This window comes from Novosphingobium acidiphilum DSM 19966 (genome assembly GCF_000429005.1).
In the GTDB taxonomy this organism is placed as follows: Bacteria; Pseudomonadota; Alphaproteobacteria; order Sphingomonadales; family Sphingomonadaceae; genus Novosphingobium; species Novosphingobium acidiphilum.
The window spans coordinates 1-25,236 of the sequence record NZ_AUBA01000017.1 but is presented as its reverse complement, the minus strand read 5'-3'; the positions used below and the strand labels follow the sequence as shown (position 1 = coordinate 25,236).

At 65.2% G+C, this 25,236-nt stretch carries 25 protein-coding genes and 1 tRNA gene; 17 read left to right on the top strand and 9 right to left on the bottom strand.

The window, feature by feature from the left end; all coding sequences use genetic code 11:
* Positions 1-84 precede the first annotated feature (84 nt).
* From purB to G404_RS0113970, 5 genes are all read left to right on the top strand, one after another.
* A complete protein-coding gene (gene purB, locus G404_RS0113990) occupies positions 85-1,398 on the top strand; it encodes an adenylosuccinate lyase (protein ID WP_028641646.1) in 1,314 nt (437 codons plus the stop codon).
* Between the two features lie 67 nt (positions 1,399-1,465).
* Positions 1,466-1,777 carry a hypothetical protein gene (locus G404_RS0113985; protein WP_028641645.1) on the top strand — a complete coding sequence of 104 codons (312 nt, stop codon included), beginning with the start codon at positions 1,466-1,468 and terminating at the stop codon, positions 1,775-1,777.
* Between the two features lie 8 nt (positions 1,778-1,785).
* On the top strand, positions 1,786-2,463 hold the full coding sequence (gene pyrF / locus G404_RS0113980) for an orotidine-5'-phosphate decarboxylase (protein ID WP_028641644.1): 678 nt from the start codon (positions 1,786-1,788) through the stop codon (positions 2,461-2,463).
* 13 nt (positions 2,464-2,476) lie between these two features.
* Positions 2,477-2,986: a GNAT family N-acetyltransferase gene (locus G404_RS0113975; RefSeq protein ID WP_028641643.1), complete on the top strand. Its 510-nt coding sequence runs from the start codon at positions 2,477-2,479 to the stop codon at positions 2,984-2,986.
* Positions 2,987-2,990: 4 nt separating this feature from the next.
* The gene (locus G404_RS0113970) at positions 2,991-3,632 is read left to right on the top strand and encodes a phosphoribosylanthranilate isomerase (protein WP_028641642.1); all 642 of its coding nucleotides are present in this window, start codon (positions 2,991-2,993) and stop codon (positions 3,630-3,632) included.
* On the opposite strand, the gene G404_RS0113965 is transcribed toward G404_RS0113970, so the two are convergent.
* On the bottom strand, positions 3,629-4,111 hold the full coding sequence (locus G404_RS0113965; protein WP_028641641.1) for an outer membrane beta-barrel protein: 483 nt from the start codon (positions 4,109-4,111) through the stop codon (positions 3,629-3,631). The two genes, G404_RS0113970 and G404_RS0113965, sit on opposite strands and share 4 nt — an antisense overlap.
* Positions 4,112-4,403: 292 nt before the next feature.
* Between G404_RS0113965 and trpB the strand changes: the two genes are divergently transcribed.
* The 4 genes from trpB to G404_RS0113945 are packed head-to-tail and all read left to right on the top strand — an operon-like array spanning position 4,404 to position 8,583.
* On the top strand, positions 4,404-5,618 hold the full coding sequence (gene trpB / locus G404_RS0113960) for a tryptophan synthase subunit beta (RefSeq protein ID WP_028641640.1): 1,215 nt from the start codon (positions 4,404-4,406) through the stop codon (positions 5,616-5,618).
* Positions 5,615-6,418, top strand: a complete 804-nt coding sequence (gene trpA / locus G404_RS0113955; RefSeq protein WP_028641639.1) for a tryptophan synthase subunit alpha — start codon at positions 5,615-5,617, stop codon at positions 6,416-6,418. The genes trpB and trpA overlap by 4 nt, the downstream gene beginning before the upstream one ends.
* Positions 6,415-7,263, top strand: coding sequence for an acetyl-CoA carboxylase, carboxyltransferase subunit beta (accD, locus tag G404_RS0113950; protein WP_028641638.1), 849 nt, complete (start codon positions 6,415-6,417; stop codon positions 7,261-7,263). Before trpA ends, accD begins: the two co-directional genes overlap by 4 nt.
* 12 nt (positions 7,264-7,275) lie before the next feature.
* On the top strand, positions 7,276-8,583 hold the full coding sequence (locus tag G404_RS0113945) for a bifunctional folylpolyglutamate synthase/dihydrofolate synthase (RefSeq protein WP_028641637.1): 1,308 nt from the start codon (positions 7,276-7,278) through the stop codon (positions 8,581-8,583).
* A 131-nt stretch (positions 8,584-8,714) separates the two neighbouring features.
* On the opposite strand, the gene G404_RS0113940 is transcribed toward G404_RS0113945, so the two are convergent.
* Positions 8,715-10,352: an AmpG family muropeptide MFS transporter gene (locus G404_RS0113940; RefSeq protein ID WP_028641636.1), complete on the bottom strand. Its 1,638-nt coding sequence runs from the start codon at positions 10,350-10,352 to the stop codon at positions 8,715-8,717.
* A gap of 118 nt (positions 10,353-10,470) precedes the next feature.
* Between G404_RS0113940 and G404_RS0113935 the strand changes: the two genes are divergently transcribed.
* Both G404_RS0113935 and rsmD read left to right on the top strand, forming a co-directional pair.
* Complete coding sequence (locus G404_RS0113935; protein WP_028641635.1) at positions 10,471-11,310, top strand: pseudouridine synthase; 840 nt, start codon at positions 10,471-10,473, stop codon at positions 11,308-11,310.
* Positions 11,307-11,873: a 16S rRNA (guanine(966)-N(2))-methyltransferase RsmD gene (gene rsmD, locus G404_RS0113930; protein ID WP_028641634.1), complete on the top strand. Its 567-nt coding sequence runs from the start codon at positions 11,307-11,309 to the stop codon at positions 11,871-11,873. The genes G404_RS0113935 and rsmD overlap by 4 nt, the downstream gene beginning before the upstream one ends.
* On the opposite strand, the gene G404_RS0113925 is transcribed toward rsmD, so the two are convergent.
* Positions 11,848-13,116, bottom strand: coding sequence for an MFS transporter (locus G404_RS0113925; RefSeq protein ID WP_028641633.1), 1,269 nt, complete (start codon positions 13,114-13,116; stop codon positions 11,848-11,850). The two genes, rsmD and G404_RS0113925, sit on opposite strands and share 26 nt — an antisense overlap.
* A gap of 173 nt (positions 13,117-13,289) precedes the next feature.
* Between G404_RS0113925 and G404_RS0113920 the strand changes: the two genes are divergently transcribed.
* Together G404_RS0113920 and G404_RS0113915 are read left to right on the top strand one after the other, a co-directional pair.
* A complete protein-coding gene (locus G404_RS0113920; protein ID WP_028641632.1) occupies positions 13,290-14,684 on the top strand; it encodes a methyl-accepting chemotaxis protein in 1,395 nt (464 codons plus the stop codon).
* Between the two features lie 38 nt (positions 14,685-14,722).
* On the top strand, positions 14,723-17,026 hold the full coding sequence (locus G404_RS0113915) for an ATP-dependent helicase (RefSeq protein ID WP_028641631.1): 2,304 nt from the start codon (positions 14,723-14,725) through the stop codon (positions 17,024-17,026).
* Positions 17,027-17,082: 56 nt separating this feature from the next.
* On the opposite strand, the gene G404_RS0113910 is transcribed toward G404_RS0113915, so the two are convergent.
* The 4 genes from G404_RS0113910 to G404_RS19125 form a co-directional block, all read right to left on the bottom strand.
* Positions 17,083-17,277 (bottom strand): Flp family type IVb pilin, encoded by a 195-nt coding sequence (locus G404_RS0113910; protein WP_028641630.1) that lies wholly within the window; start codon positions 17,275-17,277, stop codon positions 17,083-17,085.
* 113 nt (positions 17,278-17,390) lie between these two features.
* Positions 17,391-17,585 carry a Flp family type IVb pilin gene (locus G404_RS0113905; RefSeq protein ID WP_425411650.1) on the bottom strand — a complete coding sequence of 65 codons (195 nt, stop codon included), beginning with the start codon at positions 17,583-17,585 and terminating at the stop codon, positions 17,391-17,393.
* A gap of 86 nt (positions 17,586-17,671) precedes the next feature.
* Positions 17,672-19,126, bottom strand: a complete 1,455-nt coding sequence (locus G404_RS0113900) for a DEAD/DEAH box helicase (protein ID WP_028641628.1) — start codon at positions 19,124-19,126, stop codon at positions 17,672-17,674.
* A 266-nt stretch (positions 19,127-19,392) separates the two neighbouring features.
* The gene (locus G404_RS19125) at positions 19,393-19,911 is read right to left on the bottom strand and encodes a hypothetical protein (protein WP_156906304.1); all 519 of its coding nucleotides are present in this window, start codon (positions 19,909-19,911) and stop codon (positions 19,393-19,395) included.
* A gap of 281 nt (positions 19,912-20,192) precedes the next feature.
* On the opposite strand from G404_RS19125, the gene G404_RS0113885 reads away from it, so the two are divergent.
* Positions 20,193-21,656, top strand: a complete 1,464-nt coding sequence (locus G404_RS0113885) for an FAD-binding oxidoreductase (RefSeq protein WP_051280713.1) — start codon at positions 20,193-20,195, stop codon at positions 21,654-21,656.
* A 135-nt stretch (positions 21,657-21,791) separates the two neighbouring features.
* Positions 21,792-22,571: a SapC family protein gene (locus tag G404_RS0113880; RefSeq protein WP_028641626.1), complete on the top strand. Its 780-nt coding sequence runs from the start codon at positions 21,792-21,794 to the stop codon at positions 22,569-22,571.
* 351 nt (positions 22,572-22,922) lie between these two features.
* Here G404_RS0113880 and G404_RS0113875 read toward each other — a convergent pair whose 3' ends face one another.
* A complete protein-coding gene (locus G404_RS0113875) occupies positions 22,923-23,918 on the bottom strand; it encodes an N-formylglutamate amidohydrolase (protein ID WP_028641625.1) in 996 nt (331 codons plus the stop codon).
* A gap of 243 nt (positions 23,919-24,161) precedes the next feature.
* Between G404_RS0113875 and cpdR the strand changes: the two genes are divergently transcribed.
* Together cpdR and G404_RS0113865 are read left to right on the top strand one after the other, a co-directional pair.
* Positions 24,162-24,548, top strand: a complete 387-nt coding sequence (cpdR, locus tag G404_RS0113870) for a cell cycle two-component system response regulator CpdR (protein WP_028641624.1) — start codon at positions 24,162-24,164, stop codon at positions 24,546-24,548.
* 97 nt (positions 24,549-24,645) lie between these two features.
* Positions 24,646-24,720, top strand: a tRNA-Val gene (locus G404_RS0113865).
* A gap of 252 nt (positions 24,721-24,972) precedes the next feature.
* Here G404_RS0113865 and G404_RS19120 read toward each other — a convergent pair.
* Positions 24,973-25,236 (bottom strand): transposase (locus G404_RS19120; RefSeq protein ID WP_028641541.1); only part of this gene is annotated, 264 nt, incomplete at its 5' end.

The following is a 25,236-nucleotide window of genomic DNA, read 5'->3' as shown; positions in this document are numbered from 1 at the left end:
AGGATCAACCGCGGGGTTCGGGCTTGCCATTGCCGTGCCCACGGCCTAGCGGCGCGAGGAGCATTCCCCGCCGAAAGGTCCGCCATGGTTCCCCGTTACGCCCGCCCGCAGATGACCGCGATCTGGGATGCCGCCGCGCGGTATCGCATCTGGTTCGAGATCGAGGCGCACGCCACCGACAAGCTGGCCGATCTGGGCGTGGTGCCGCACAGCGCGGCCAAGGCGCTGTGGGATTGGTGGGCGACCGAACCGGTGATCGATGTGCCCGCGATCGATGCGATCGAAGCGGTGACCAAGCACGACGTGATCGCGTTCCTTGACTGGGTGGCGGCGCAAGTGGGCCCCGAAGCACGCTTCATGCACCAGGGCATGACCAGCAGCGACGTTCTGGACACCACGCTCAGCGTGCAACTGGCGCGCGCGGCCGATCTGCTGATTGCCGATGTCGATGCGCTGCTGGCGGCGATCAAGCGCCGCGCGCTGGAACACAAGTATACGCCGACCATCGGCCGCAGCCACGGCATCCATGCCGAACCGACCACCTTTGGCAAGAAGCTGGCCGAAGCCTTTGCCGAATTTGCGCGCAACCGCGCCCGGCTGGTGGCGGCGCGCGCCGAAATTGCCACTTGCGCGATTTCGGGCGCAGTCGGCACATTTGCCAATATCGATCCCGCGGTCGAAGAACACGTGGCCGACCGCCTGGGCCTGGCGGTAGAGCCGGTGTCGACCCAGGTGATCCCGCGCGATCGCCACGCGATGTTCTTTGCGACACTGGGCGTCGTGGCCAGCTCGATCGAGCGGCTCGCGACCGAAGTGCGCCACCTGCAACGCACCGAAGTGCTTGAGGCCGAGGAATATTTTTCGCCCGGGCAAAAAGGTTCGTCGGCGATGCCGCACAAACGCAACCCGGTGCTGACCGAAAACCTGACCGGGTTGGCCCGCGTCGTGCGCAGCGCGGTGACCCCGGCGCTGGAAAACGTGGCGCTGTGGCACGAACGCGACATTTCGCATTCCTCGGTCGAACGTTTCATCGGCCCCGATGCGACAATCACGCTCGACTTCGCGCTGGCCCGGCTGACCTCGGTGATCGACAAGCTGGTGGTCTATCCCGAGCGCATGCAGAAGAACCTCGACCGCATGGGCGGGCTGGTCCATTCGCAGCGCGTGCTGCTGGCGCTGACGCAGGCCGGGCTGACCCGCGATGACGCCTATCGCCTGGTGCAGCGCAATGCGATGCAGGTGTGGCAATCGGATGGCGCGCTGTCGTTGCTCGAACTGCTGAAGGCCGATCCCGAAGTGGCCGCGGCGATGACGCCCGAACAGATCGAAGACCGGTTCAACCTGGACTATCACTTCAAGGGCATCGACACGACGTTTGCGCGGGTGTTCGGGGAATAGCACTTCACATGTGCCCCCGATGCGTTAGGGTCGGCCATTGGGGTGGCTGCCTAGCGGAAAGACCACAATGCGCGCGCTGAAAACCGTTTTCTGGATCGTGGTGGTGGCGGCCTTGTTCGCGTTCACCTATGGCAACGACAGCTATATCACCGTCCATATCTGGCCGGGCATCAGCGTCGATACCAAGCCGTGGGTGCTGGTGATCGTCGCGCTGCTGATCGGATTTGTGCCGACATCGCTGATGCTGCGCGCCACGCGCTGGAGCATGGGGCGGCGCATCGCCACGCTTGAGGCGACGCTGGCGGCCCAGGCCCATGCATTGACTCATGCCGCCGAGCAGCCCAGCACACGCCACGACGCATTCGACAGCAAGGACTGACCAGACCTGTGAGCAACCCGATCTATCTTGCGCTTGATCTGCCCCGCCTCGACAGCGCAATGGCGCTGGCCCAGAAAGTGCGCAGCCATATCGGCGGGCTGAAACTGGGGCTCGAATTCTTTTGTGCGCATGGCCATCACGGCGTGCACGAAGTGGCCAAGATCGGCCTGCCGATCTTTCTCGATCTGAAACTGCACGACATTCCCAACACGGTGGCCGCGGCAATGCAGGCGATCCACGTGCTGCAACCCGCGATCGTCACGGTGCACGCGTCGGGCGGGCGCGCGATGATGGAGGATGCCAAGGCTGCCGCGGGGGAAAACACCCGCGTGGTTGCGGTCACCGTGCTGACCAGCCTGGACGATGCCGATCTGGCGCGCATCGGCGTCGGCGGATCGTCGCACGACCAGGTCCTGCGCCTGGCCGATCTGGCGCAAGAGGCGGGCCTCGACGGCATCGTGTGTTCGGGCCACGAAGTGGCGGCCGTGCACCGCCGCTGGAAAGGCGGATACCTGGTCGTGCCCGGGCTGCGCCCCGCCGGCGAAGGCAGCAAGGAAGATCAAAAGCGAACCGTTACCCCGCGCGCCGCACGCGATGCCGGCGCCAGCGTGCTGGTGATCGGCCGCCCGATCGCGCGCGCCGAAGATCCTGTCGCGGCCGCGCGCGCGATCGAAGGCACGCTGTAAGGGTCATCGCGCGATGCTGACGCCCGCATTCCGCACGGCAACCACGGCCGATGTGCCGCGGTTGCGCGCGCTGGTCGAACGCGCCTATCGCGGCGACACCGCGCGTGCCGGATGGACGCACGAGGCCGACCTGCTGGATGACGAACGCACCTCGCACGAAACCCTGGCGCACACGATCGCCGACGCGGCGGCGCGGGTGATCCTGGCCGAAGCCGACGGCACGCTGATCGGCACGGTGACCACCAGCAACCGCGGCGATGGCCGCGCGTATCTTGGCATGTTGTGCGTCGATCCTGCATTGCAGGCCGCGGGGCTGGGCCGCGCGTTGATCACCGCAGCAGAGCGCGTGGCGCGCGATGAATTTGGTGCGCATGTCATGGAAATGACCGTGATCGACAGGCGCGCCGAACTGATCGCATGGTATCAGCGCTGCGGCTATGCGTTTCATGGCGAGACCCGGCCGTTTCCGGTGCCGGGCGATCATCCGTTTGCCATGGTTGTGCTGGAACGGGACCTGGCCTGACCGCATGCCTGCCCCCCTGATCAAGATCTGCGGGATCAACAGCCCCGATGCGCTGGATGCGGCGCTGGCAGCGCATGCCGATTTCATCGGGCTGGTGTTCTTTGCCAAAAGCCCGCGACATCTCGATCCGGCGCAGGCCGCCGCACTCGCCGCGCGCGCCGCGGGACGCGTGACGGTCGTCGGCCTGATGGTCGATCCCACGCCCGATTATCTGGCCCAGGTGTTGTCGACGGTGGCACTCGACGTGATCCAGATGCACGGGCGCGAAACCCCCGAACAGGTTGCCGCCACCGCCGCGCGCCACGGGGTGCCGGTGTGGAAGGCGCTTGGCGTAAAGACCCGCGCGGATCTGGCAGCCGCAGACCGCTTTGCCGGTGCGGCGGCACGCGTGCTGTTCGATGCCAAACCGCCCGAGGGTGCGGACTTGCCCGGCGGCAATGGCTTGCGCATCGATTGGGCCGTACTCAAAGGCGTGCGCCCTGCCCTGCCATGGATGCTGGCAGGCGGGCTGGACCCTGACAATGTGGCCGAAGCGATCGCGATCACCGGCGCGCCTGCGGTCGATGTATCCTCGGGCGTGGAAAGCGCGCCGGGGGTCAAGGACCCGGCGCGCATCCATGCATTCTGTCAGGCCGTTCGCGCCTAGAAATGCGCGCCAAAGCCGACGGTGACAGCATCGCGCGCGGGCGTGATGCCATTGGCTGACGTGGTGAAGTGGCGGTATTCCAGCTTGCCATAAGTGCCGGGCAGCAGGCTGTGCTGATACCCCGCACCGATATCCCAGTCGGGATTGCCGCCGTGATAGGGCTGCGTTGCCCAGCCGCCAACGGCATAAAGCTTGCCCGCTGGGCCCAGATTCGCACCGACCCGCCCGCTGATCCCGAACGCGGTCAGCGTGTTGGCGGCCAAGGTCTTGTCGAGCGAGACTTCGGGACCGGCAAACACGCCTGGCACCAGATTGAAATCGTGCCCGGCGGCCACACCGATCGATTGCTGGTAATCCCCGCCATAGAAATTGCCCGATGTGTTGACTTCGACCCGGGTTTCATCCGCGTGCGCCGGCGTGGCCAGCGCCAGGGCGGCGCCGATGCAGGCAAAGCCCGGCCCAAACAGGGAATGACGCATGACAAGTTCCTTTTTTTCAGATGGTTGAACCAGCCCCATACAACGCCGCGACCCCGCCTGCGGGATAGGCCTGCCACCCGCCCGGTGGCCTGCCTTGCCCCCCGCGATTTTCGGCCGGGGGGCAAAAGGCGGCCCTGCCGAAACAGGACCGCCTTCACGACGTTGCCTGGTCGGCTTAGACTAGCTTGCCTTTCAGACAGATGAACAGACGCCCTGGCGGATAATCACCTGCGCGCGCAATGGCAGAAGGGGCCATCTGGACAATTTGGCAGCGCGGTTTAAAGGCCAAGGCATGACCGCGCAAACCCCCAACAGTTTCCGTAACCAGCCCGACGAACGCGGCCATTTTGGCCAGTTTGGCGGGCGTTATGTTGCCGAAACGCTGATGCCGCTGATCCTCGATCTGGAAACCGAATACCGCAAGGCCAAGGCCGATCCGGCATTCCAGGCGGAATTCGACGATCTTCTGGAACATTACGTCGGCCGGCCGAGCCCGCTCTATTTCGCGCCGCGCCTGACCGAGGAACTCGGCGGCGCGCAAGTCTGGTTCAAACGCGACGAACTGAACCACACCGGTGCGCACAAGATCAACAATTGCATCGGCCAGATCCTGCTGGCCATGCGCATGGGCAAGACGCGGATCATCGCCGAAACCGGCGCCGGCCAGCATGGCGTGGCGACCGCGACGGTGTGCGCGCGGTTCGGCCTGCCTTGCGTGATCTACATGGGCGCGACCGATGTCGAACGGCAGCAGCCCAACGTGTTCCGCATGAAGCTTTTGGGCGCCGAGGTGATCCCGGTGCAGGCCGGGGCGAAAACGCTGAAAGATGCGATGAACGAAGCGCTGCGCGACTGGGTGGCGAACGTGCACGACACGTTCTACATCATCGGCACCGCCGCAGGACCCCATCCCTATCCCGAACTGGTGCGCGATTTCCAAAGCGTGATCGGGCGCGAGGCGCGCGCGCAGATGCTGTCGCGCACCGGGCGCCTGCCCGATGTGCTGGTGGCGGCGATCGGTGGCGGATCGAACGCGATCGGCCTGTTTCATCCGTTCCTCGACGATCCCAGCGTAAAAATGCTCGGCGTCGAAGCGGCAGGATACGGTCTGGACAAGGACCACGCCGCCAGCCTGGCCGGCGGACGCCCCGGCATCCTGCACGGCAACAAGACATATCTGCTGCAGGACGCCGATGGCCAGATCATCGAAGGCCATTCGATCAGCGCGGGCCTCGATTACCCCGGCATCGGCCCTGAACATGCCTGGCTCAAGGAAAACGGCCGGGTCGATTACACCTCGGTTACCGATGTCGAGGCGCTTGCTGCGTTTCAGCTGCTGTGCCGGACCGAAGGCATCATTCCCGCGCTGGAACCCGCGCACGCGATCGCCGCGGTGCAGAAAATCGCGCCGACCATGCCAAAGGATGCGATCATCCTGGCCAATTTGTGCGGGCGCGGCGACAAGGACATCTTCACCGTGGCCGGCCACCTGGGGGTGACCCTGTGAGTGCGCGGCTGACGGCAGCCTTTGCCAAGGGCCACCCCGCGCTGGTGTGTTTTGTCACCGCGGGCGATCCGACCCCTGCGGCGACGCCCGCCATCCTCGACGCGCTGGTCGAAGGCGGCGCCGACGTGATCGAACTGGGCATGCCGTTTACCGATCCGATGGCCGATGGCCCGGCGATTCAGGCCGCCAATCTGCGCGCACTGGGTGCGGGCACGACCACCGCGGACATTCTGGCGATTGCCAGCGGTTTTCGCGCACGCCACCCCGATGTCGCGCTGGTGCTGATGGGCTATGCCAATCCGATGACCGTGCGCGGGGCCGACTGGTTTGCCGATGCGGCCGCCGGTGCGGGCGTCGATGGCGTGATCTGTGTCGATATTCCGCCCGAAGAGGATGCCGAGCTTGGCCCGGCATTGCGCGCACGCGGTATCAGCCCGATCCGCCTGGCCACGCCGACCACCGATGCGGCGCGCCTGCCCGCGGTGCTCGACGGGTCATCGGGCTTTTTGTATTACGTGTCGGTTGCCGGCATCACCGGCAAGCAGTCGGCCGCGCTGACTTCGATCGAAGAAGCGGTGGCACGGTTCAAGCTGACGGCCGATCTGCCGATCGCGGTCGGGTTTGGCGTGCGCACGCCCGAACAGGCGGGGCCGATCGCGCGCGTCGCCGATGGCGTGGTGGTGGGATCGGCAATCGTCGATCTGGTGGCGGCACACGGTGCTGCTGCGGCCGGGCCGGTGCGCGCACTGGTGGCCGAACTGGCGCACGCAGTGCACCATGCAAGGAGCGTAGCCGCATGAGCTGGCTGACCAAAGTTCGCAATTCGCTGTCGTTCATTCAAAAGCGCGACACCACCGACACCTTGTGGATCAAGTGTCCCGGGTGCAGCGAAATGCTGTTCATCAAGGAATACCAGGACAATCTGTCGGTCTGTCCGCGCTGCCAGCACCATGGCCGCATCGGCACCGATGCGCGGCTGGCACAATTGCTCGATCCCGGCTTTGCCTTGCTGCCGGCGCCGGTGGTGCGCGATGATCCGCTGAAATTCCGCGACACCAAGAAATATGCCGACCGGATCAAGGCGGCACGCGCGAACAACCCGCACAACGATGCCTATACCAATGCCTATGGCACGATCGAGGGCAAGCGCGCAGTCGTGGGCGTGCAGGATTTCGGGTTCATGGGCGGATCGATGGGCATGGCGGTGGGCAATGCCTTTATCGCCGGGATCGAATTGGCGATCCGCGAAAAGTGCGCCTATGTCGCGGTGACCGCGGCGGGCGGCGCGCGCATGCAGGAAGGCATCCTGTCGCTGATGCAGATGCCGCGCAGCACGGTGGCGATCGGCCGCCTGCACGCCGCCGGCCTGCCCTATATCGTGCTGTTGACCGATCCCACCACCGGAGGCGTCACCGCCAGCTACGCCATGCTGGGCGATATCCAGATTGCCGAGCCCGGCGCCTTGATCGGCTTTGCCGGGCAACGCGTGATCCAGGACACCATCCGCGAAAAGCTGCCCGAAGGGTTCCAGCGCGCCGAATACCTGTACGATCACGGCATGATCGACATGGTCGTCCACCGCCGCGACATGAAGGCGACGCTGGCCAACCTGATCGATTACCTGACCGCAGCCCGCGCCGCGTAACCGCCCGACGCGATGAAGGATTTCGCGATTTCCGGGCATCCGGCGGTGCAGGCACAGCTTGACCGGCTGGGCGCATTGTCGGTGCCGCAGGGCCGGCTGGGTCTGGACACGATCCGCACGCTGCTGGCGCGGCTGGATCATCCCGAACGGCGCCTGCCGCCGGTGTTCCATGTGGCGGGCACCAATGGCAAGGGTTCGACCTGCACCTATTTGCGCTTCATGCTCGAAGCGCAGGGTTTGACCGTGCACACCGCGACCAAGCCGCATCTGGTGCGGTACAACGAACGCATCCGGCTGGCAGGACGCCTGATCAGCGACGATCTGCTGGCCAGCCTGCTGGCCGAGGCACTGGATGCGGGCGAAGACCTGGCCCCAAGCTTTTTCGAAGTGACCACGGCGGCGATGTTCCTGGGCTTTGCCCGCGTGCCGGCGGATGCCTGCGTGATCGAAACCGGGCTGGGCGGGCGGTTCGATGCGACCAATGTGGTGGATGCGCCGTCGGTGTGCGGCATCGCCACGCTGGGCATCGATCACGAAGCATTCCTGCTGATCCCCGAGGCGGGCGTGCCGCCAGAGCCGCTGGCGCGGATCGCGTTCGAAAAGACCTGCATTGCCAAACCCGGCGTGGCGCTGGTGACGCAGGCCTATCCCGATCTGGCCGCCCGCGCGGTGGCCGATACTGCCGCCGCGATCGGCGCACGGTTGATCACGCGCGGGCGCGATTGGCATGCCGAAGTCGGGGCAACAATCGCCTATCGCGATGCGCAAGGATCGCTGGATTTGCCGCTGCCCGCGCTGCCGGGCCTGCACCAGGCCGAAAATGCCGCGCTGGCGGTGGCGATGCTGCGCCACCAGACGGCCGTCACCGTCTCGTCCGCGGCGATGGCCGCAGGCATCACTGCCGCACGTTGGCCCGCAAGGCTGCAAAAGCTGGACCATGGCCCGCTGACCGCGCTGGCACCGGGGCGCACCATCTGGCTGGATGGCGGACACAATCCCGACGCAGGCCTGGCCATTGCCCGCCACCTGGCCGATAAGCCGCCGGTGCACGTGATCATGGGCATGCTCGCCAACAAGGACCCGGCAGCCATTCTGGCGCCCCTGGGACAGCACGCGCTGTCGGTGACGATCGTGCCCGCCCCCGGCCACGACGCGCATGCGCCCACGGCCTTTGCCCCGTTCAGCGCGACGCCGATCTCAAGCGCGCCCGATGTTGCCGCCGCACTGGCCGCGCTGCCCGCAGGCGGCGATGTGCTGATCACCGGATCGCTGTACCTGGCGGGCGACGTGCTGCGCCGAAATGGCGAAATTCCCGACTGACCGTCCCATCCTAACCGAAACGGAGCGGCAAACCGCCGGAACGGTGGTGGAGGGTCCTGCCCCTGTGCGCCGCCCGATCATGCACGCGCCGGATCGACCCGATGCCACAAGGCGCCGCCGCCGCCACCGCGCTATGCGCGGTCGCCCGCCCCGTTTGGCGAAGGATCGCGGCGCGCCGTCACCCATTCCAACAGCACAAAGCCCACCGCAACCAGCCCGGCGACCGCAGTCCAGCGGAACATCGTGGCATAGCCCAGGTGGTCGATGGTATCCCCGGCAATGCCCTTGCCCAGCGATCCGATCAGGAATGTCATCGACGACAGCAGCGCATATTGGACCGCGGTGTGGCTGCGGCTGACCTTGGTCGACAGAAAGGCGACAAAGGCGGCGCCAGCAATTCCGGTAGAAATGTTTTCCACGCTGATCGCAACCAGCAGGCGCAGCATGCGCGCATCAATGCCGATGCCCGCAGCGATCGCGCCAAGGCCGCTGGCACGCGCCAGCGCATCGATCTGCACCGCGCCCTGTGCAAGATCGGCATAGACGAAATTGCCCAGCATCGGCAGCACCGCGCCGACCAGGATCGTCGGCATGCGCCCCAGCCTTGCAAACAGCACCCCGCCCAGCGCGATCCCCGCCATGGTCATGAAAATGCCGAAGATCTTTGACGCAAAGGCCACCTCGTCCTTCGAATAGTGCAGGAAATCGAGGTAGAACGGCAGCGCAAAGCTGCCCCACACGTTATAGCACAGCGTATACGTCAGGATCATGCCGATCGTGATCAGCACCCGCCAGCCGAGCCGCCCCGACAATTCGGCCAACGGCGCCACCAGCGCCAGCCACAAGTGGTCGGCAGCGGGCACACTGCCCCGCACACCTTCGCCGACCCGCGCGCGATTGGTCAGCGCCGCCACCAGCAGCGGCAGGCCAACTGTTGCCAGCACGATCAGCGGCGCATGACCGCGCGTGAAATCCGCCACCGACGGGCGCACCGCGCCGGGCGCGACCGGGCCCAGCATCGCCGCCATGAACAGGCCGATGCTGCCGATGGCCCAACCCCAACCCAGCGCCACCACCACCAGGCCGCCCGCGCGCAGCAGCGGCGCGGGTTGATCGGCCATCGCGGTTGCGTCGTCGACAACCGGGCGCGGCGTATCGGGCGCACCCAGCGTGATCAGCGCCACGATCGCCAGCATCGCGGCCATCACCGCATAGACCACGGGCCAGGGCAGCCGCGCCGCCAGGACCAGCGCAAACGCACCGCCCACCAGCGCCGCCAGGCGATAGCCGAACTGATACAGCGACGACAGCAGTTCGACCGGCACCGCATCGTCAGCCACGTCAATCCGCCAGGCGTCGATTGCCACATCCTGCGTGGCAGACGCCAGCGCGGCGACCAGCGCGATCAGCGCAAACCGGCCCAGCGCGATTACGGGATTGGTCAACGCCAGCCCCAGCAATGCCGCCACCAGCACCGCCTGGCAGCCCAGGATCCAGCCCTTGCGCCGACCCAGCGCGCCGATCACGGGCAGGTTCAGGCGATCGACCAACGGCGACCACAGGAATTTGAACGAATAGGCCAGCCCGATCCACGCCAGCACGCCGATGGTTGCCATCGCCACATGCACATCGCCCAGCCAGGCGTTGAGCGTACCGATCAGCAGCGCGTAAGGCAGGCCCGAGGAAAACCCCAGCGCCAGCATGATCCCCGCCTTGCGGCTGGCCAATGCCACGCGCAACAGCCGCCAGCCTTTGAGTTTTTCCGCCATTGTCGCCCTGTTTTGTCCTGGCCCCGTCGATCCCGTTCCTAGGCGGCCCCCACACCCAGCGCCAGCCTCTTTGCAAGCGGGGGGTGACGCGCGGCCCCATGCAGCGTATGGGCGCGCAATGTCTCGACCCCTGAAACCTGGTAGCAGCCCCCCGCGACGGCCCGCCGCTAACCACGCACCGCGTCCGCGCGTACCCGCCACCCCCAGTTCCGACGCGCCGCCGCGCGAAGGCGAACGCATTGCCAAGCTGCTTGCGCGCGCCGGTGTTGCCAGCCGCCGCGAAGTCGAACGGATCATCGCCGAAGGGCGCGTCAGCATCGACGGCGTGGTCGTCACCACGCCCGCAACCGTGCTCAAAAACCTCAGGGGCCTGACGGTCGACGGCAAAGCGGTGGGTGCCGCCGCTCCGCCGCGCCTGTTCCGGTTTCACAAGCCCGAGGGCCTGATCACCGCCGAGCGCGACCCCGCCGGCCGGCCGACCATCTATAATGCGCTGGTCAATGCACTGCCCGCGGGCACGCCGCGCGTGATGCCGATCGGGCGGCTTGACCTCAACACCGAAGGTCTTTTGCTGCTGACCAACGACGGCGAACTGAAACGGGCGATGGAACTGCCCGCAACGGGTATTCCGCGCACCTATCGCGCACGCACGTTCGGCGACATCAGCCAGCCCCGGCTCGAGGAACTGATGCAGGGGATCGAGATCGAGGGGCTGCGCTATGGCCCGATCAACGCCAACATGGAACGCCGCACCGGGCGCAACCAGTGGATCGAACTGACGCTGACCGAAGGCAAGAACCGCGAAGTGCGGCGCGTGCTTGAACACCTGGGCCTGCAGACCTCGCGCCTGATCCGCACCGCCTATGGCCCGTTCCCGCTTGGCGATATCCCGCGTGGCGCCGTGATCGAAGTGCGCCAGAGCGATGTCGAAACCTTTCGCAAAGCGCTGAAGAAATGAGGATCATTTCCGGCGCCTGGCGCGGCCGCAAACTGGTCGCGCCGGCTGGCGATACCACCCGGCCCACCGCCGACCGCACCCGCGAAACGCTGTTTTCGATGCTGACCAGCCGGCTGGGCAGTTTCGAAGGCCTGGCCGTGGGCGATCTGTTTGCCGGTTCGGGCGCGTTGGGGTTCGAGGCGCTCTCGCGCGGCGCGGCCACCGCGCTGTTTGTCGAACAGGATGCCAAGGCGCTGGACGCGATCCGCGCCAACGCCCGCACGCTCGATGCCGGGGCTCGCGCCACGGTGCGCGCCGGATCGGTGCTGGCGCTGGGCCCGGCGCGAAGCCCGCTCGACCTGTTGCTGATCGACCCGCCTTATCGCACGGGTGCGGGCATTGTCGCGCTCGACAAGCTGGCCCGGCTGGGCTGGATCGGCCCGGCCACCTGGATCAGCCTGGAAACCGCCGGCAACGAAGATGTCGCAATCCAGCGCTTCGTGATCGATGCAACCCGCAAGGTGGGCAAGGCCCGGCTGACCCTGCTGCGGCTTGACGTCAGCGCAGACGCGGAGCCAGCCTGACCCCGGCGAGCGTGACCGCGCCCGCCACCGTCAGGAACAGCCCGACATAGGCCACCCCGCCCGCCAGCGCGAGCGAACTGGCGGCAAACGGTGCCAGCGCCCCGCCCAGTATCGCCCCGCCGTTGAACGCGATCGATATCCCGGTATAGCGCACCGGCGTCGGAAACAGCGTGGGCAGCCATGCCCCCAGCGGCCCATAAGTCAGCCCCATTACGAACAGGCCCACCGCCAGCGTCAGCAGCACCAGCGGCAAAGCGCCCGAGGCCAGCCCGCTGCCGAACACCAGCCCGAACACCATGGTCAACGCGGCACCCGTGCCCAGCACGCGCGCCACGCTGGAGCGATCGGCCCAATATCCCGCCACCACGATCCCCGCCGCCAGCGCGAAATTGGCGATCAGCTGCACCGCCAGAAAGCTTTGCCGCGAATACCCAAGCTTGCCCGAAAACGACAAGGCGAACGTGGTCGACAGGTAAAAGATCGCAAAGCACGCCACGACACCGGCCATGCCCGCCACGACCGCGCCGGGATGATCGGCGATCAGCCGCCCGACCGGCACGCGCGGCGGCGGCGCAGCCTCGATTGCGGCGCGATACGCGGCGGTTTCGCCGATTTTCAGCCGCACCCACAGACCCAGCAACACCAGCACCGAACTCGCCAGGAACGGAATACGCCAGCCCCACGCGGTAAACGCCGCAGGCGACAGCGCATAGGCCAGGATCAGGAACAATCCGTTGGCAAACAGAAAACCGATCGGCGCACCCAGCTGCGGCGCGGCGCCAAACCGCGCCTCCCACCCTTGCGGCGCGTTTTCCACGGCCAGCAGGCTTGCCCCGCCCCATTCGCCGCCCAGGCCAAAGCCCTGGCCAAACCGCAAAATGCACAGCAGCGCGGGCGCGATCGGCCCGGCCACGGCATACGTCGGCAAAAATGCGATCAGCAGCGTCGATGCCCCCATCAGCATCAGCGATGCGACCAGCGTGGACTTGCGCCCGATGCGATCGCCGAAATGGCCAAAGGCGATGGCACCCACCGGCCGCGCGACAAAGGCCAGGCCGAAGGTCATGAACGCCAGCAGCGTCTGCGCGGTTGCCGATTGCGCGGGAAAGAACAGCGGCCCGATCACCAGCGCCGAGGCGGTGGCGTAAATGTAGAAGTCATAGAATTCGACCCCCGTGCCCACCAGGCTGGCAATCAGGATGCGCGCGTGTTGCCGCACGGGATGGGTCCGCTGCGCTGTCATGGTTGTCCCCCGGACCTTTCCGTTCACTGTCGTCGTGTGGGCCTGCGCGCCATGCACAAGGTCATCCGCACTGGTACCTAATCGCCGGTTCAACGATTGCAAAGAGCCCTGACTTAAGCGGTTTTACCGACAAGGAACCACACGACCCCCGATCACGCCAAAGGCTCGCAATCATGTTTGACTGGTTTGGGCAGCACGCCCCGATCCGCGAAAAGTTCTTCGCTCTGCGACTGATAATGGGAATTTGGGCGGCCTTCGCCCTGGCAGCAACGGTCTGGGCAAGCCATGGCGGCGGCGCCATAGTGCCTGAGGTTCTGGCCGGGCTGGCCTTGGTCGGTGCGCTGATCACCATGACTGGCGCCGCGCGGATGATCTGCGATCCTTATGTCAGTACCGTCATGCGCATGGAGGGGCTGGCTGCCGGCGATCTCGACAGCCCGACTGCCTTTGGCGAACATACCGATTGTGTCGGGCGGATGGTCCGGGCCATGGATGTGTTTCGCGCCAATGCCCTGGCCGTGGCGAAAATCCGGTCTGAACAGGAACATATCGTCGGCGCACTGGACGTCGCCCTGTCGCGCCTGGCCGATTCGGACATGACCTATCGCATGTCGGAACAGCTGCCGGGCCAGGCAGAAGCCTTGCGCCAGCAATTCAACCAGGCGGTTTCCACGCTTGCGGACACCTTGGCCGTGGTTGCGCAGACGTCGCATTCGATCGCCAACGCTTCGGCCGAGATCCGCTCTGCCTCGCACGACCTGGCGCAGCGGACCGAACAGCAGGCCGCCGCCATCCAGGATGCCAACAGCGCGATGAAGAACGTGACCGCGCTGGTCGAACGCAACACCACCTTCGTCATCGAGGTCAACCAGTCGATTGCCGAAACCCACAAGCAGGCATCCCAGGGCGGGCAGATTGTCGACGATGCGGTGGTCGCGATGACCAAGATCCAGCATTCTTCGCAGGAAATCAGCCAGATCATCAGCGTGATCGATGGCATCGCGTTCCAGACCAATCTGCTGGCGCTGAACGCCGGGGTCGAGGCCGCGCGCGCAGGCGATGCCGGCCGAGGGTTTGCCGTGGTTGCCAACGAAGTGCGTGCGCTGGCGCAGCGCAGCGCGGACGCCGCGCGCGAGATCAAGGATCTGATCAACACCAGCAGCCAGCATGTCGGACAAGGCGTCGATCTGGTCGGCGCCACGGGCAAGGCGCTGGGCCAGATCGTCACGCGCGTGGGCGAAGTGTCCAACCTGGTGCAATCCATCGCCCAATCGGCGCAGACGCAGGTCGACATGCTGTCCGGGGTTTCGACCACCGTGACGCAGATGGACATCATGACACAGCAGAACGCGGCGATGGTCGAACAAAGCAACGCCGCCGCACAAAGCCTGGCGGATCAGGCCGGACGCCTGGCGGGCAATGTTTCCCGGTTCCGCCTGACCGAACGCCCGTCCGCGCAACGGACCGCGCCTGCAGCAGTGCCAGTGCCGCGCGCCCGGGCGGTTGCGGCCAGCCAGGGCAATCTGGCGGTAAAGGCCACCCCAAGCGATGACTGGAGCGAGTTCTAACGGTTGCCTAGCGGCGCCAAGTTCCCTACTTGTTCCGGGTGACTGCAACCCTCCCCCCCGCTTCGCGCGACTCCGCAACGCTGCCTGACTGGATCGAACGGCTCAATCCGCCGCAGCGCGAGGCGGTGCTGACCACCGATGGCCCGGTCCTGATGCTGGCGGGCGCCGGCACCGGCAAGACCGCGGCGTTGACCGCGCGCCTGGGATGGCTGTTGCGCCAGCGGCTGGCCTGGCCGAGCGAGATCCTGTGCGTAACCTTTACCAACCGCGCGGCGCGCGAAATGCGCGAACGCGTCGGCGTGGTGGTAGGGCCGGCGGTTGAAGGCATGCCCTGGCTGGGCACATTCCATGCGATTGCGGCCAAGATGCTGCGCCGCCATGCCGAACTGGTCGGCCTGACCGCGACGTTCACGATCATCGACACCGATGACCAGCTGCGCCTGCTGAAACAGCTGATCCAGGCAGAAGGTCTGGATGACAAGCGCTGGCCTGCGCGGCAATTGGCCGGGCTGATCGACAAATGGAAGAACCGCGGGCTGAACCCCGCCGATCTCGACGCGCTGGAAAACGAAGCCTGGGCCAATGGCAAGGGGCAACGGTTCTATACGCTGTACCAGGACCGGCTGCGCACGCTCAATGCCTGCGATTTCGGCGATCTGTTGCTGCACATGCTCAACATCTTTCGTCGTGAGCGCGATGTTCTGGCATCGTGGCAAACCCGGTTCCGCTATATCATGGTCGACGAATACCAGGACACCAACGCGGTGCAGTACCTGTGGTTGCGGCTGCTGGCGCAAGACCGGCGCAACTTGTGCGTGGTGGGCGACGACGATCAGTCGATCTATTCCTGGCGCGGGGCGGAAGTCGCCAATATCCTGCGATTTGAGAAAGATTTTCCAGGCGCCAAAGTGATCCGGCTGGAACAGAACTATCGCTCTACGCCGCATATCCTGGCCGCCGCATCGGGGCTGATCGCGGAAAATTCCGAACGGCTGGGCAAGACATTGTGGACCGAACGCGACGGTGGCGACCGCGTCCGGGTGGTCGGCATCTGGGATGGCCCCGAAGAGGCACGCCGCGTGGGCGAAGAGATCGAGCGACTGGAACGCGAAGGGTGTCCGCTGGATGCCATTGCCATTCTGGTGCGCGCGCAGTTCCAGACCCGCGAATTCGAAGACCGGTTTTTGCAGATCGGGCTGGCCTATCGCATCGTCGGGGGTTTCCGCTTTTACGAACGCGCCGAAGTGCGCGATGCACTGGCCTATCTGCGGCTGATTGCATCGCCCAACGACGATCTGGCGTTCGAGCGGATCTGGAATACGCCCAAGCGCGGCCTGGGTGACAAGACCATGGAAAAGCTGCACCGCTTTGCCCGCGCGCAGGCGATGCCGATGCTGCGCGCCGCGCATGACATTGCCGAAACCGACGAACTGCCCACGCGCGCGCGCACCACGCTGATCGCGCTGGTGCGCGATTTTGCCCGCTGGCGCGACACGGCGTCCACCATGACCCCGGCCGAACTGGCCCGCACGGTGCTGGATGAAAGCGGCTATACCGCAGCGCTGCAGGCGGAAAAGACCACCGAGGCCAATGGCCGGCTGGAAAACCTGTCGGAACTCGTGCGCGCGCTGGAAGACTATGAATCGCTGACCGATTTCCTGGAACATGTCAGCCTGGTGATGGACAACGAGGCCAATGCCGACGAGGCCAAGATCACGCTGATGACGATGCACGCGGCCAAAGGCCTGGAGTTTGACCAGGTGTTCCTGCCCGGCTGGGAAGAAGGCGTGTTTCCTTCGCAACGGTCGCTCGACGAAGGCGGGCTGGCCAGTCTGGAAGAGGAACGGCGCCTGGCCTATGTTGCGATCACGCGCGCACGCCGCCGCTGCACCATCCTGCACGCGGCCAACCGGCGCATCTATGGCCAGTGGACCAGTTCGATCCCGTCACGCTTTGTCGGCGAATTGCCCGCCGATCATGTGGAAGAAGAGACCACGCTGGCCGGAGGCGCGTCGTTGTGGCGCGCGCACTGGTCCGAACATGCCGATCCCTTTGCCGATGCCGTGCGCACCAATCCGTCGCGCGTTGCCAGCCGCGGGCCGGGCTGGCAACGGGCTGCGGCCGCCCCCATCGACGTGATCCCGCGGCGGATTGCCGAACCATCGCGCAGCGCAGCCAGCTTTGCGGCCAAGCCGCGCGCCGATCTTGCAGTGGGCCTGCGCGTGTTCCACGAAAAGTTCGGGTATGGCGTGGTGGCCGAACAGGACGGCAACAAGCTGGAAATCGATTTCGACAGCGCCGGCCGCAAACGCGTGATTGACAGCTTCGTCAAACCGGCCTGAGCGCCCGGCTGTTGCCAGACGCGCAGGCGGCGCGTTTCAGACGATCGGCGCGCCGTTTACAACTGGCCGTTCTGCGCCGCAACTTCCTGCGATTCGACAAAGTTGAATGTGTTCGCCAGCGAATTGCCAAGTGCGCCCATGGCCGTGATCGCCGCCACCGAGATCAGCGCCGCCATCAGCCCGTATTCGATCGCCGTGGCACCGCTGTCATCGCGGCGCAGCTGGTTCAAGAATGCATTCAGCTCGATCATGTCATGGTCCCCACGCGCCCGCCCCGGCAGGCCCCGCTAAGGGAACATACTTATAAAACGCAAATATCAGATTAATTGCCGATTGGTCATGAAAGACCCCGATCGACACACGATCAAAGCTTGCCCGCCTGCGCCGCAGTTTCCTGGTTCGACACATAGTTGAAGGTGTTGACCAGCGAATTGCCCAGCGACCCCATCGCGGTAATGGCCGCCACCGAAATCAGTGCCGCCATCAGGCCATATTCGATCGCGGTTGCACCGGCCTGATCGCGCAGGATCGACCTCAGACCTTTCAAGATATCAGACATCGCTTGGGCTTTCCCTTACCATCCATGGTGGGGATTTCGCACAAGATTACAAAAGATTCATTAACCCCCGATCGAGTTTGATCGGGTCAGGCCGCCTCGGACAGCGCCGACACGTGCAAAAAGCCCGGAATCGGTCCGTTCCAGGGGTCTGCATCGCCATGCGAACCCGCCGCCGGCTGGCGCTGGACAGCAGGAGCGGGTGCGGGTGCGGGTGCGGGTTGCGCTGCAGGTGCTGCGGCCGCGCGGCGTGCCGGGCGTTTGGCGGGTGCGGGCTCGGCCGGTGCCGTGTCCAAGGCGGTGTCGCCTTCGCTGTCGGCGCGCACGTCTGCGGCTTCGCTGTCCTTGGCACGCTTGCGTCCGCGTTCACGCACGGGCCGTTCGCGCGCAGCGCTGTCGCGCGGCACATCGGCACGGGCATCGTCACCGGTCGTCAAGGTGATTTCCGGAATCTTCATTCCGGTCAACTTTTCGACGTTGGCAATCGCTTCGGCATCTTCGTCGGACACCAGCGTGAAGGCCTGGCCCGTGGCGCCCCCGCGCCCGGTGCGGCCGATGCGGTGCACGTAATCGTCGGGATGCCAGGGCGTGTCGAAATTGATCACGTGGCTGACGCCCTTGATATCAAGTCCGCGCGCGGCCACGTCGGACGCGCACAGGATGTTGATATGGCCATCCTTGAACCGCTGCAGTTCGGCATTGCGCGCGGGCTGATCCATGTCGCCATGGATCTCGCCCGCCGAAAAACCCGCCTGCTTCAGGCTTTTGGCCAGATCGCGCACCGTGGTCTTGCGATTGGCAAAAATGATCGCGGTGGTCACGTCATCCTTGCGCAGGATCTGGCGCAGCGCGTCGCGCTTGGCGCGTGCCGGCACGCGCACCTTGAACTGGGCGATATTGATGTTCGCGCTGGCCGGCCGCGCCACCTCGATATATTTCGGGTTCGACAGGAACCGGTCGGCCAGTTTCTTGATCGGCGGCGGCATCGTTGCCGAAAACAGCAGTGTCTGGCGCGTGGCGGGCAATTTGCTGCAGATCGTTTCGATATCGGGGATGAACCCCATGTCGAGCATGCGATCGGCTTCGTCGATCACCAGCAGTTCGCATCCGGTCAGCAGGATCTTGCCGCGTTCGAACAGATCCATCAGGCGTCCGGGCGTGGCGATCAGCACGTCGACGCCATCGGACAACGCCTTGACCTGATCGCCCATCTGGACCCCGCCGATCAGCAACGCCATGCGCAGATCGTGGTTCTTGCCGTACTTTTCGAAGTTTTCGGCAACTTGCGCGGCCAGTTCGCGGGTCGGTTCGAGAATCAGCGACCGCGGCATCAGCGCGCGACGGCGGCCATGCGCCAGAATGTCGATCATCGGCAGCACGAAACCGGCGGTCTTGCCCGTGCCGGTCTGCGCAATGCCGATGATGTCGCGCATCATCAGCACCGACGGGATGGCCTGCGCCTGGATCGGAGTCGGCTCGTCATAGCCGGCATCAAGCACCGACTGGAGCAGTTCGTCAGACAGGCCGAGATCGGCGAATTTCATGCGAAACGATATTCCTGTTGCGGCAGATGTGGAGTCAAATTCGGTGCAGCCGTTCCGGATGGATCGGCTCGCGGGATGGCGGCAATGCCGTTCGAACATGCATTCGAAAAACCGGCCGAATGCGGCTTTCACCGCTCCCGCAAACCGGCCTGCCCGGCCCGTGCCGACCGGCACGAAACAGGGCTGGCCGAAACCTGACCCGCGCTAAGCCGATATCCGTGCCAAAGTCAAGAAATGCCCAAGCTCTGTCGCGTGGCGCGCAGGGTTCAGTTGGCAGGGACCAATTCGCGCAGTTGCGCGATCATGCAGGTCGTACCCGCGCGCGAATGGATCGTGTCGCGCCCGGCACACAGCATCCCGTCGCTGGTCGGGGTGACGTAAAAGCCAAGATAGAAATCGCGCGCCGCGCAGTTGCGCGACAGGTCGGCCCCGATCATGCGATGGTCGCGCGTGAAAAACATCAGGCGGTTGGCCGCCAGCGGCCGCACCCCGGCCACCGCCGCGACCGGCAGGCACGGCGGCATGCGCCGTTCGCGCAGGCGTTCGGGCAAAGGCTGGGGCGCAGGCGGCATGTCGCGCATCATCGCAGGATCGCCCGGGGTGATGCGAATGATGATGTGCTGTTCGATCCGCACCTGGTGCCAATCATCGCCCGACAGGTCATGGCCAAGATCGTGCGCGGTTTGCGCCATCGGAATATACAAGCTTCCCACCGCCCATGCCCCCACGGGCACCGCGGCCACCGCCAGCCCCGCCGCAATCAGACCCCATACCGTACGCTTCATGACCCGGTGATCTTCATGCGCAATCCGCAGCGCGCGCCGCGCCGGCGGCGGTTGCGCGCCGCGCGGGTCGAAACCTGCAACGGTTGGCAAACCTTGTGTCCGCAGGGCATGGCATTGTCGTGTATCTCCCGGTCCAGGGTATGGGCAACTGCTGGACGATAGCGAATCCCGATGCCCCTTGTCGCCGGGCGCGATTGAACGACCGCTTAACCCGCCTGTGTCCCAAAAATAACCCGCAAAAATGCATTGCCCCGGTCCGGACGCGGCAGTAGCGATCGATCATGACCACCGAAACGATCCCGGCGCCCGAATCCGCGCGCTCCGGCGGTGCCCCGGCAGACTTTGTTGCTGCTGCAACCGCCCTGCTCGGCCCCAAGGGCTTTACCACCGACCCCGACATCGTCGGCCCCTGGCTGACCGATTGGCGCGGGCGCTATTTCGGGCGCGCGCTGGGCCTGGCCACACCGGCCAACACCGCAGAAATCGCGGCACTGGTGCGGCTTTGCGGTGACCATGGCGTGCCGATCGTACCGCAAGGGGGCAACAGCGGCATGTGCGGCGGCGCCACCCCCGACGACAGCGGCCATGCCGTGCTGATCAACACGCGCCGCATGGACGCCATCCGCCGCATCGACCGCGCCGGACGGCAGGTCGAATGCGAAGCCGGGGTCATCCTGCAGACGCTGCATGAGGCGGTAGAGCGTGAAGGCCTGCGTTTTCCCCTGACGCTGGGTGGCAAGGGCTCGGCCACGGTCGGCGGCCTGATTTCGACCAACGCCGGGGGCACGCAAGTGCTGCGCCATGGCGTGATGCGCGCGCAGGTGTTGGGGCTGGAGGCGGTGCTGCCCGACGGTTCGGTGCTGAACCAGCTGGTGCCCTTGAAGAAAGACAACCGTGGCTTTGATCTCAAACAGCTGCTGATCGGATCGGAAGGCACGCTGGGCATTGTTACCGCGGCCACGCTGCAGCTTGAACCGGCTATCGCGGCGCGCGCGGTGCTGTGGGCGGGTGTGGATTCGGTGCAGACCGCGCGCGCACTGCTGTTGCACGCGCAGGACAAGGCGGGCTCTGCGCTCGAAGGTTTTGAAGTGGTGCCGCATCATTCGTTGCATGCGGTGCTGGACTATCTGCCCACGGCGCGCGCGCCGTTGGAGGGCGATCATGCCTGGCACGTGCTGATCGAACTGGTGGCCGATGCCGGTGGCGCTGATGCGCTGCCCGATCTGGCCGAGGCGCTGCTGGTCAGCGCGTTCGAAGCCGGCCTGGTCGCCGATGCCACGATTGCCGCCAATGAGGCGCAGGCCGAAGCATTCTGGTGGCTGCGCGATTCGGTTGCGCCCGCCGAACGGGCACAGGGCCCGGCGATGCAGCACGATATCAGCGTGCCGGTCGATCGCATGGCCGATTTCATCGATTTTGCCGCACCGCTGTTCGAACGCGAATTTCCCGGCACCACCGCAGTCGGCTTTGGCCACCTGGGCGATGGCAATATCCATTTCCACGTGCTCGCCCCCAAAGGCGTCGAAGCCGCCGCCTGGGAACGCGGCGAAGGCAAGGCGATCAGCCACCGCGTGCACGATCTGGTGACGCAATGGGGCGGATCGATTTCTGCCGAACACGGCATCGGACAGCTGAAACGCGACGAACTGGCGCGGCTGGGTGATCCGGCGGCGCTGCACGTGTTGCGCGCGATCAAGGCTGCGCTGGACCCGCAAGGACTGTTCAACCCCGGCAAACTGGTCTGAACACCAGGTTTGCAACGTGCATTGTGCTTGACTGACCTGTTGAGGTGGTCTTGCGCCACCTTGCGCAGTCCCCTAAACGCCCCCCTTATGCCGGGGGGCACGGATGCCTTGCCCGCGTTTTACGGAGAGTAACCGATGGCCAGCGCGCCTTCCAACCTGCCCTTGTTCTACAACGACCTCGTTCCGCTCAACACGCGCGACCATGCCACCTGGCGTGCGCGCAGTGTCGACAAGGCACCGTGGCTGGTCAATCAGCACGCTGTGCCGTTGACGGTCGAGGAATTTCCGCAGGCCGGGCGTCATTTTCCCATCGTGTTTGCCAGCGGCGACAACACTGTCCCGCTTGCGCTGATGGGCCTGAACGAGGGCGTCAACGTGTTCGTCGACGCCGAAGGCACCGTGCTGAACAGCGTCTATCTGCCGGCCTATGCCCGCCGTTATCCGTTCATGCTGGCCAAGCTGCAGCCCACTTCGGAAGAGCTGTCTTTGTGCTTTGATCCCAGCTCGGGCCTGATTGGCGAATACGAAGACGGCCAGGCGCTGTTCGACGGTGACGCCGCCAGCGAAACCACCAAGAACGTGCTGCAGTTCTGCGAACAGTTCGAACAGGCCGGCCAGCGCACGCAGGCCTTCGTCGAAGAACTGAAAAAGCATGACCTGCTGATGGAAGGCGAAGTTTCGATCCAGCCGCAGGATGGCGGGCAGCCGTTCGTCTATCGCGGCTTCCAGATGGTCGACCAGGAAAAGCTGCGCAACATCCGCGGCGATGTCCTGCGCGGCTGGGCACAGAGCGGCCTGCTGCCGCTGATCTATGCCCACATGTTCTCGCTTGAACTGATGAGCGGCGTGTTTGCGCAAGCGGTGCAGCAGGGCAAGGGCCCGCAGGCCGCTGTGCCGCCGCTGCCGACATTCTGATCGCGGCCCGATCGCACCGGAATGCCAAAGGGGCTGCCGACAGTGTCGGCGGCCCCTTTTTTCTTGCCCTGTAACCGGTTTGCATCACTGCCGCATCTGCCGGCAGTCAGACCTTGCGCGCTGATGAACGACAGGTTTTGCCCCGTTCACGCAAAAAATCTTGCGCAAAGGCGCGCAGTTGCTTATTATTTGTGGGCTGCTCCGGTGCTCCCCTCATGGCCCGAAGCAGCTGGTGCGCCCTTGGGTGCACCTCCTCCCTGAACCTTGGCCACCTGGAGTTTTGCTCCAGGTGGTTTTTTATGGGCTGTTTTTTCGAAGACTGTGGCCATTTTGCACCGAAGTGCGCGGGTTCTATTCGGCCGCAGTGCGCCAGCGCAGACGATCGCGGCCCAGCCCCGCGACATCATCGGCCAGTTGGCGAACCATACCCACCAGCAGCGACACGACCGATTCGAATCCGGGGCCCGGCTGGTCCATCGCGGCATCGAGATAGGCCGTGCGATCGATCTCGATCTGCACGGCATGGATACCCGCCGTCCGCCTGGCATGGCGGTCGAGCACGAAACCGCCCGCATAAGGACGGTTGTGCGCGACCAGCCGCCGCGCCGCGGCAAGATACGAAAACAGCGCGGCCACCAGTTCGCCATCGCACGCGGTGCCAAACCGGTCGCCAACCACGAACTGCGCCGCAGGGCCGCCGTTGGTTGGCAGTGGCGGCATCGAATGCAGATCGATCAGCAACACCGCGCCCCACTGTTGCCGCACGCGTTCGACCATTGCGGCCAGCGTTTCGTGATAGGGCTGGTGGATCTGGGCAATCCGTTGTCCCAGATCGGCATAATCAAGGCGTCCCTTCCACAGTTCGCCGATACCCGGCAGCCGGCGCGGCACCAGGCCCAGCCCGCTGCGCGCGCGATGCGCCGAATGGCCGCCATGCCCCGGCCCGCGCGCATGCGCCGCGCCAAACCGATGCGGCAGCGGTCGCGGCGGGTTGGCCAGCATGTCCCAGTCCAGGTCTTCAACCGAGCGGTTCAGGTCGATCATCGCGCGCGGCGCCTCGGCCACCAGGAAGGCGGCCCCGGTTTCGCGCGCAACCGCCTCGGCCAGTTGGTCGACCAGCCGGTCTTCCAGCCGCAGCAGCACGTGTTCGGGCGCGCGCAGCGCGGACAGGACCGCATCGGGATAGCGCCGGCCGCCATGCGGCGCAGCCAGCACCACCGGGATCGAGGCCGGATCCGGCGCGCGGCCGCGAAACGCCGCAACGCCCGGCACGCCAGGGATCGTCCCGCCGCGCACACACGCGGCAAGGCCTGGCGAATCGGCAGAAAGATCGCAGGAACCCGACATGAAACAAAAGCTGCAACCGAACGGCGGCTGTGTCAAAGTGTGAACCAAATCCGCAACGGCGACAGCGCACCCCCATGGCCGGGCCGCATTTCGTTTCGTTACGGTGACATGCCGGGTCTTGCGGGTCGCATTTTTTAACCCGGCTGACGTATGATCGGGCGATCGGCGTGATAGAGATCATGCCGGTGCGGTTACCGGCCGCCACCGGACCTGTAAAACTGCAAGAAAAACAAGAAGGTGATCATGATTCGCATTCTGCTGGCCGAAGACGACGAAGCCATGCGCGCCTATCTGTCGCGCGCGCTGGAAAACGCCGGGTTCGAAGTGATTGCGGTGGATCGGGGCACCGCGGCCGTGCCCTTTCTCGAACAGCGGCGGTTTGACCTGTTGCTGTCGGATATCGTGATGCCCGAAATGGACGGGATCGAACTGGCGCAGCGCTGTGCCGAGATCAGTCCGGCGACCAAAGTCATGTTCATCACCGGCTTTGCCGCGGTTACGCTGAAGGCCAACCGCGAGGCGCCGCAGGCCCGGGTCTTGTCAAAGCCGTTCCATCTCAAGGATCTGGTGCTCGAAGTCGAACGCCTGTTCGAAGATCATCCGGTGGCGGGCAACACGCGCCCGATGTGATAGCCAGGCCCCGACGAATCCCCCTTGCCAGCCCGTGAAGGCGTGGCTAAAGGACCGCTCCCGGCACGCAACCCGTGCCGGACCTGCCGATGGTGCCGGGCGTATAGCTCAGTGGTAGAGCACTATGTTGACATCGTAGGGGTCGCAAGTTCAATCCTTGCTACGCCCACCATCGCTTGAAAAACCCCGCTCCGGCGGGGTTTTTTGTTGTCTAACACACTGAAAATCAAACGGACCACACACCTGAGAAGGGAGTGGTTGAGACGGTTCAAGACAGCTGGGAAACCAGCGTTTTGAGACGGTGTCAGATGCTTGAAATCACAGCGCAGTCACAATGACCGATCACACGGACATTTGGATCGTGTCCCACGGCGTGGTGTAGCTTATTGGGGCCACCACCGATTTCGGCGTCAGTTTGAGCCGATCATGCGCCGGGCACAGCCGATAGCATGACGATGGGATTGTCGCTGAGTGGCGCCATTGTTTCAAGCGTCATGTAGCGTGCGCGCTGGACGGCCCATTCGTCGGATTGCTCCATGAGGATGGCGCCGATCAGGCGGGTGATCGCGCCTTCGTTGGGGAAGATCCCGACCACTTCGGTGCGGCGTTTGATCTCGCCATTCAGGCGTTCGATGGGATTCGTGCTGTGCAACTTGGCCCGATGTTCCTTGGGGAACGTCATGTAGGC